Origin of the sequence: Anaerococcus sp. HMSC075B03 (assembly GCF_001815585.1) — a bacterium.
Taxonomy (GTDB): Bacteria; Bacillota; Clostridia; order Tissierellales; family Peptoniphilaceae; genus Anaerococcus; species Anaerococcus vaginalis.
Window position 1 is genome coordinate 165,608 of record NZ_KV821183.1, and the last position, 7,226, is coordinate 172,833.

At 30.5% G+C, this 7,226-nt stretch carries 6 protein-coding genes; all 6 read left to right on the plus strand.

The window, feature by feature from the left end; genetic code table 11:
* Positions 1–178: 178 nt before the first annotated feature.
* From fusA to HMPREF3045_RS04970, 6 genes are read left to right on the plus strand one after another with little or no spacing between them, the layout of a single operon-like run.
* The gene (gene fusA / locus HMPREF3045_RS04945; RefSeq protein WP_070737472.1) at positions 179–2,239 is read left to right on the plus strand and encodes an elongation factor G; all 2,061 of its coding nucleotides are present in this window, start codon (positions 179–181) and stop codon (positions 2,237–2,239) included.
* A 26-nt stretch (positions 2,240–2,265) separates the two neighbouring features.
* Positions 2,266–4,257 carry an alpha-amylase family glycosyl hydrolase gene (locus HMPREF3045_RS04950; protein ID WP_070737475.1) on the plus strand — a complete coding sequence of 664 codons (1,992 nt, stop codon included), beginning with the start codon at positions 2,266–2,268 and terminating at the stop codon, positions 4,255–4,257.
* On the plus strand, positions 4,257–4,775 hold the full coding sequence (locus HMPREF3045_RS04955; protein WP_070737477.1) for an SGNH/GDSL hydrolase family protein: 519 nt from the start codon (positions 4,257–4,259) through the stop codon (positions 4,773–4,775). Before HMPREF3045_RS04950 ends, HMPREF3045_RS04955 begins: the two co-directional genes overlap by 1 nt.
* Entirely contained in the window at positions 4,768–5,643 is an 876-nt protein-coding gene (locus tag HMPREF3045_RS04960) for a mechanosensitive ion channel family protein (RefSeq protein WP_070737482.1), read from the plus strand. The genes HMPREF3045_RS04955 and HMPREF3045_RS04960 overlap by 8 nt, the downstream gene beginning before the upstream one ends.
* Entirely contained in the window at positions 5,630–5,854 is a 225-nt protein-coding gene (locus HMPREF3045_RS04965) for a DUF951 domain-containing protein (protein WP_004839914.1), read from the plus strand. The genes HMPREF3045_RS04960 and HMPREF3045_RS04965 overlap by 14 nt, the downstream gene beginning before the upstream one ends.
* 19 nt (positions 5,855–5,873) lie before the next feature.
* Entirely contained in the window at positions 5,874–7,193 is a 1,320-nt protein-coding gene (locus HMPREF3045_RS04970) for a glutathionylspermidine synthase family protein (RefSeq protein ID WP_070737485.1), read from the plus strand.
* Positions 7,194–7,226: the final 33 nt, after the last annotated feature.

Genomic DNA, 7,226 nt, shown 5'->3' on the forward strand with positions numbered 1-7,226 from the left:
TTTATTGTAATTTGATATTTTAATAATAAGTTTAAGTTTGTTTTTAACAATGAAAATATTTGCAAAAATAAATTATTTAATTTTGTTAAAAATTTTTTAGTTAATTTAATAAAATGGGTATATAAATATACATAGAATGAAAAAATGTTTTCATCGACAAAACGGAGGTTATTTTATTATGAAAGATTATAAAACAAACAAATTAAGGAATTTAGCTTTAGTAGGGCATTCGGGAGCAGGAAAAACTTCCTTGACTGAATCTTTGCTATATTTTACAAAGGCTATTAACAGGGTTGGAAAAGTAGCGGACGGTAATACTGTATCTGACTATGAAAAACAAGAAATTAAAAGAAAAATTTCAATCCAAACCTCAATAATTCCTGTTGAATACAAGGATTACAAGGTAAACTTTATCGATGCTCCTGGATTTTTTGATTTTGAAGGAGAAGTATTAAATGCTCTCAGAGCAAGCGAATCAGCTTTGTTTGTAATTGATGGAGAAAATGGAATCGAAGTAGGAACTGAAAAATATTGGAAATATACAGAAAATATTTCTTTGCCAAGAATTATTTTTGTAAATAAATTGGATAAAGAAAATGCCAAATTCAATCAAGTAGTTAGTGACCTACACATAGATTTCTCCAAAAAAATAATCCCACTAACCTTAACCCTTGGTGAAGGCGAAAATTTTGAAGGTTTGATCGATGTTATAGATAAAAAAGCTTTTAAATATGTTGATGGCAAGGTAGAAGAGGTTGAAATACCTGAAATCAGAGTTGAAGAAGTAAATGCTGTTTATGAAGAAATTCAAGAAGTTGTTGCTGAAAGTGATGATGAGTTGATGGATAAATATTTTTCAGGCGAAAGTTTTACTGAAGAAGAATTTAAAGAAGGATTTAGGAAGGCAATTATAAATGGTAATGCTGTTCCTTTAGTTGCTGGTAGCTTGGAGAAAAATATTGGTCTTGATTTGTTGATGGATGTTATTACAAAATATATGCCATCTCCTGACCACAAGGCTGCAAACATTGGATTTAGAGTTACTGATGATTATGAAGAATTTGAAGTTAGCGAAGATAGTCCTTTTTCTGCTGTTGTATTTAAAACAATTGCTGATCCATTTTTGGGTAAGATTTCAATATTTAAGGTTTTATCTGGAGCTATTAAAAAAGATCAAAATTTCTATGATATAAGTAAAGATAAGGAATTAAAGGCTTCAAATATTTTCTATTTAAGAGGAAAAGAACAATATAAAACAGAAAAAATTGTTGCTGGAGATATTGGAGCATTTTCTAAACAAGATATTCTTCAAACTGGAGATTCTTTATGCACAAAAGACAATCCTATAGAATATAAGAAAATTAAATATCCAAGACCAGTTTTATATTATGCAATTGAGGCTGAAAGTAAAAATGATGAGGATAAAATCTCAGCCGCTTTGAAAAAATTATCAGAAGAAGATCCTACTTTTGAAGATAGAAGAGATGCTGAAACTCACCAAGAAGTTTTGGCAGGACTTGGTAATGTTCAACTTGAAGTTTTGATGGATAAATTAAAAGAAAATTATTCTGTTAATACAAAAATTGTTGATTTAAAAATCCCTTACAGAGAAACTATCAAGGGAAAATCTGATGTTCAAGGTAAACACAAAAAACAATCTGGTGGTGCTGGTCAATATGGAGATGTATTTATTAGATTTGAACCATGCGATGAAGAATTCGTTTTTGATGAGGAAGTATTTGGTGGAGCAGTTCCTAAAAATTATTTCCCAGCTGTAGAAAAAGGACTTCGTGATTCAATGGATGAAGGTCCTCTTGCAGGTTATAAGGTTGTTGGAATAAAGGCTACTTTATATGATGGATCTTACCACCCAGTAGATTCAAACGAACAAGCCTTCAAATCAGCAGCAAGGCTTGCTTTCAAAAAAGGAATCGTTGAAGCAAAACCAATTTTGCTTGAGCCTATAATGAAACTTGAAATTAAAGTTGATGAGAAGTACATGGGCGATGTAATGGGAGATATGAACAAAAGACGTGGAAAGATTTTGGGCATGGAACCACAAGAAGACGGCTCACAAATCATTTCAGCTCTTGCACCAGAAAGTGAAGTTTTAAAATATTCAATAGATTTAAGATCAATGACACAGGCTCGCGGATCATTCTCAATGGAATTTGATAAATATGAAGAAGTTCCAAAAGAAATAACAGAAAAAATTATTGAGGAAAATAAAAAAGAATAAAAAATAGTATAGAAAAGGGGCAAATAATGAAAGAGTGGAAGATTTTGGAAATTGATCCTTGGATCAAGGATTATAAAAATGATATAAATCTGAGAATGGATGAATATGAAAAACAAAAGGCTAGACTTTTGAAAAAAGGCGAAAAATTAAAAGATTTTGCCAATGCCCACAATTATTATGGCTTTCACAAGGTAAAAACTGGATGGATTTATAGGGAATGGGCTCCAAATGCCAAGGGGCTTTATCTAATTGGAGATTTTAACGATTGGGATAGACACTCCCATCCTCTAAAGAAAATTAATGACGAAGATTGGGAGATTTTTGTTAAAGGAATTAGGACTATTCCACACAAATCCAGAGTGAAAGTTATGGTTGACTATGGAGAAAGCATCCAAGATAGGATTCCTCTTTTTGCAAGAAGGGTTGAAAGAGATGAAAATTTAGATTTTTCTGCAATTGTAGAAAATCCTAGGAAAAAATTTAAATGGACAGATGATAAATTTAAAATTAAAAACCACGATCTTCTAATCTATGAAGCCCACATTGGTATGGCTTGTGAAAGAGAGGGTGTTGGAACTTACAAAGAATTTGAAAAAAATATTTTGCCAAGAATTAAAAAAGAAGGCTACAATACAGTCCAACTTATGGCTATAGCTGAACATCCATATTATGGATCTTTTGGCTACCAAGTTTCAAATTTTTTCGCTCCTTCTTCTTGGTATGGAGAAAATGATGATTTAAAATCTTTAATAAATACTGCCCACGAAATGGGTTTAAATGTGATAATGGATTTGGTTCATTCCCATGCTGTAAAAAATACTATTGAGGGGATAAATCTTTTTGATGGAACAGACTACCAATTTTTCCATGAAGGCGATGAGGGAAATCATCCTGATTGGGATTCTAAATTATTTGATTATCACAAACCTGGAGTATGCCATTTTCTTCTTTCAAATATAAAATATTGGCTTGAGGAATTTCATTTTGATGGTTTTAGATTTGATGGAGTTACATCAATGATTTATAAAAATCACGGTAGGGGAGAAAATTTTGATAATTATTCAAAATATTTTTCTATGAATACCGATATTGAAGCTATAAATTATCTTCAACTTGCCAATGAACTTATAAGAGAAGTTAAGAAAAATGCCATAACAATTGCTGAAGATATGTCAGCTATGCCCGGAATGTGCCTACCAATTAAAGATGGAGGAATTGGTTTTGACTATAGACTTTCTATGGGTATGCCAGATTTTTGGGAAAAGGCCCTAGAAAAACGAGATGAAGATTGGGATATGGGAAAAATGTGGTACGAGCTTTCAACTTCTAGACCATCTGAAGCTAGAATTTCTTATGTAGAAAGCCACGACCAAGCTCTTGTCGGTTCAAAAACTACGATTTTTAGACTTGCAGATTCTTCCATGTATTGGGATATGGAAAAAACAACCCACAATATCATAATTGATAGGGCGATTGCTCTTCACAAAATGATAAGATGGATTACAATATCTATGGGCGCTGAATCTTATTTGAATTTTATGGGAAATGAATTTGGTCATCCTGAATGGATAGATTTTCCAAGAGAAGGCAATAATTATTCTTTCCATTACGCAAGACGTCTTTGGTCTTTGGCTGACAATGACCTATTAAAATACGATTGGCTTTTGAAATGGGATGAAAAAATGATTGACCAAATCAAAAAAAATAAGCAATTAGGAAATGATATTTTTAGGCTGTGGCTTGATAATGATAGGAAAGTTATTGCCTACAGAAATGGGGATATAGTTTATATTTTCAATTTCCACCCACAAAATTCCTACGATTCTTTCCAAGTGCCAATCCACGATAAGGGAAAATTTAAAGTGATTTTGGATACTGACGATGAAGAATTTGGTGGACTTGGAAGAATTTCGAAAGATTTTATTTATGAATCCAAAAATTTAGAAAATACCGACTACGATGGAATTGAAATTTATATCCCATCAAGAACGGCCCTTGCCCTAAAGAAGGTAAAATAATGAGAATACTTGCTCTTGGAGATTCCTTTACCCAAGGTTATCTTGTAGAATGCAATAATTACACCCGCTTTTTAACTAAGGCGGGTTTTGAAGTTATAAATTTTGGCATAAATGGCTCTACAACAGATGATATGGTTAAAAGGTATGAAAAAAATAAAAATAAATATGAAGATATTGATTATTTAATAATTTTTGGTGGCTCAAATGACTTTTTGAATGGGCAAAGTGTGAATCTTGCATATTCAAATGTCAAAAGTATATTAAATTTATCTACTGCCAGAAAAAATATTATAATTATACCGCCTTTAATAGAGGAGGAAGATTCTTATCTGATTTATGGATATGTAAATGAAAAAATAAATGAATTTGCAAAAAAACTTTTGGACTTTGATTGTTTGAAAGTTGATTCAAGAAAAATCAAGCCCTATTATCTTGATGGTTTGCACATGGGGAAAATTTTTCACGAAAAGCTTGCTTGTGAAATTTTAAAAATTATAGAGGATGATATAAATGAATGAATTAGAAGATATAGAAAATATTGACAAGATGGTTGCAAAGAGCTCTCTTTTACCCGATTTTATGCGAAATAAAATTACTATAAATATTATTTCTGTCCTAATTGTTTTGTTATTGTGTTTTATTACATTAAAATTAGTTCATAAAATAATAAGAAAATTTTTTGAAAGAAACAAAAGCAAAGCAAAAAGAAATACAGCAAAACTTGAAACCCTATCAAGGATTTTTTATTCTATAATTAGGATACTTATAATTTTTATTGCCATAACTATGATTTTGGATATTTTTGGAGTAAACACATCAAGTCTTATAGCTACAGCAGGAATTGGTGGTATCGCCATAGCTCTTGGTGCTCAAACTCTTATTGCAGATTTTGTGAAGGGAGTTTTGATAATATTTGATGACAAGATAAGAGTTGGCGAATGGGTTTCATGCTCTGGAGTTGAAGGAACTGTCGAAGAGGTTAATCTTAGAATTACAAAAATCAGAGATTATAACGGATCCCTTCACATTATTCCGAATTCAAATATAACAAATGTCCAAAATTTTGATAGGGGAGCTCAAAAAAGTGAAGCATATTTTTGCGTATCTAATGATACAAAGCTTGATGAAGTAAAAGCGATGATAAAAAGCGTATCTCAACAAATAAAAACAATGCCAAAATATAAAAATGATTTCGTAGAAGATTTGAGCTTTTTTGAAATACACGAATTTAAGGATTTCTCCTACACAGTAAGGGTGACATCCTTGGTAAAAGCAGGAATGCAATGGGAGATTTCAAGAAAAGTAAGAGAGCTTATAAAAGAAGAAATGGAAAAAAGAAAAATAAAAAGTAGTTTATTAGAAGAGGAAATTTATGAAAAAATATAAATTAAACGATATAGTTAGCCTAAAAAAATCTCATCCGTGCGGAGAAAATAAATGGAAAATCGAAAGAATGGGTGCAGATATGAAGTTAAGATGTTTGGGTTGTGATAAATTGGTTTGGCTAAAAAGAACAGATTTCGACAAAAGAATTAGAAAAATTCAAGACAAAAACGGGAAATTTGTATCCATAGTAAATTACAATCCAGAAGATTAGAGGAGAAGAAAAGGAATTAATGATAAACAACAAAATAAAAGATGATTATATAAAAATAATAAACGAAGATTATAAAGGCTATAGAAAAGATTACCAAAATTTATTAGACAAAAGAAAAGAATATGGAGCAACCTACAAAGAAGAAGTTCTACCTACCTTGTATGATGCGTATTTTTACGATACAAAAGATTTTAAACTCTATGATGAAATGATAAATATTTTTATGTCCATAGTAGAAAAAGTCACAAAAGAATACCTAGAAAACGAAAATTACAGAAAATTATTCGACCTAGATCCTTTGACAGAAAAATTAATCCTAAAAGATCCAGGCTATGACATTTCAACACCAATAGCGAGATTTGACGTAATGTATGATGGCAAAAAAGACTATAAATTTTGCGAGCTAAACACAGACGGCTCATCAGCTATGCTAGAAGATAAGTCTTTGGCAGATTTGATGAAAGATTCCAAAGCTATAAAAAAACTAGAAGAAAAATATCAAATAAATCATATAAACCTACTAGAAAGTTTGGTAGATTCAATAGAAGATTTATATTTTTCAATAAAAGGCAAAAAAGAAAAAATAAACATAGCAATAGTCGACATAATAGAATTTGACAACATAGAATTTGAAACTATAAAAAATCTATTTCAAAAAAGAGGTCACAATTGCAAAATTGCAAACCTAAAAGATTTAGAAAGAAAAAATAATGGCCTGTATATAGAAGATATGAAAATCGACTTAGTCTATAGAAGACTTGTCACAAGCGATTTAATAGAAAACAAAGAATTAGGAAAAAATTTAATAGATGCCTATCTAAACGATGAAATAATAAGCATAGGCTCATTTAGGTCCACACTTTTTTACACAAAAGATATATTTAGAATCCTAAGGCTAGAAGAAAGTCAAAAGATACTATCGGAAAAAGAAAATAAATTTATAAAAAATCACATACCATATACAGAAAAATTAAATTACGAAAAAGACAAAGAAAAATTGGTAGCAAACAAGGACAAATATATTTTAAAACCAATCCAAGGCTACGCATCACACGGAATCTACGTAGGAAAAGAACACACAAAAAAAGAATTTGGGAAAATCTTAGAAGAAATAAAAAATAAAAATTACATTTACCAAGAATATTACACAGTAAATCCTATGAAATTTATAAAAATGGAAAAAGAAAAAGCAAGTTTAGAAAACTTTTCATACGTAACAGGCCTATTTGCCTACAATAAAAAATTCATAGCACCATACATGAGAATAGGAAACGCAGCAATGATAAGTTCAGCAAGAGAATATTACGTAGTAAGTTCCCTAAAAATAAAAGAGAAATAAATTAATAAAAAAATATTTGACAATAGAAAAAAA

Excerpts from the sequence above, each read along its gene's own strand:
- fusA (WP_070737472.1), top strand. The coding sequence starts at position 179 with ATGAAAGATTATAAAACAAACAAATTAAGGAATTTAGCTTTAGTAGGG.
- HMPREF3045_RS04955 (WP_070737477.1), top strand. The coding sequence starts at position 4,257 with ATGAGAATACTTGCTCTTGGAGATTCCTTTACCCAAGGTTATCTTGTA.
- HMPREF3045_RS04950 (WP_070737475.1), top strand. The coding sequence starts at position 2,266 with ATGAAAGAGTGGAAGATTTTGGAAATTGATCCTTGGATCAAGGATTAT.
- HMPREF3045_RS04965 (WP_004839914.1), top strand. The coding sequence starts at position 5,630 with ATGAAAAAATATAAATTAAACGATATAGTTAGCCTAAAAAAATCTCAT.
- HMPREF3045_RS04960 (WP_070737482.1), top strand. The coding sequence starts at position 4,768 with ATGAATGAATTAGAAGATATAGAAAATATTGACAAGATGGTTGCAAAG.
- HMPREF3045_RS04970 (WP_070737485.1), top strand. The coding sequence starts at position 5,874 with ATGATAAACAACAAAATAAAAGATGATTATATAAAAATAATAAACGAA.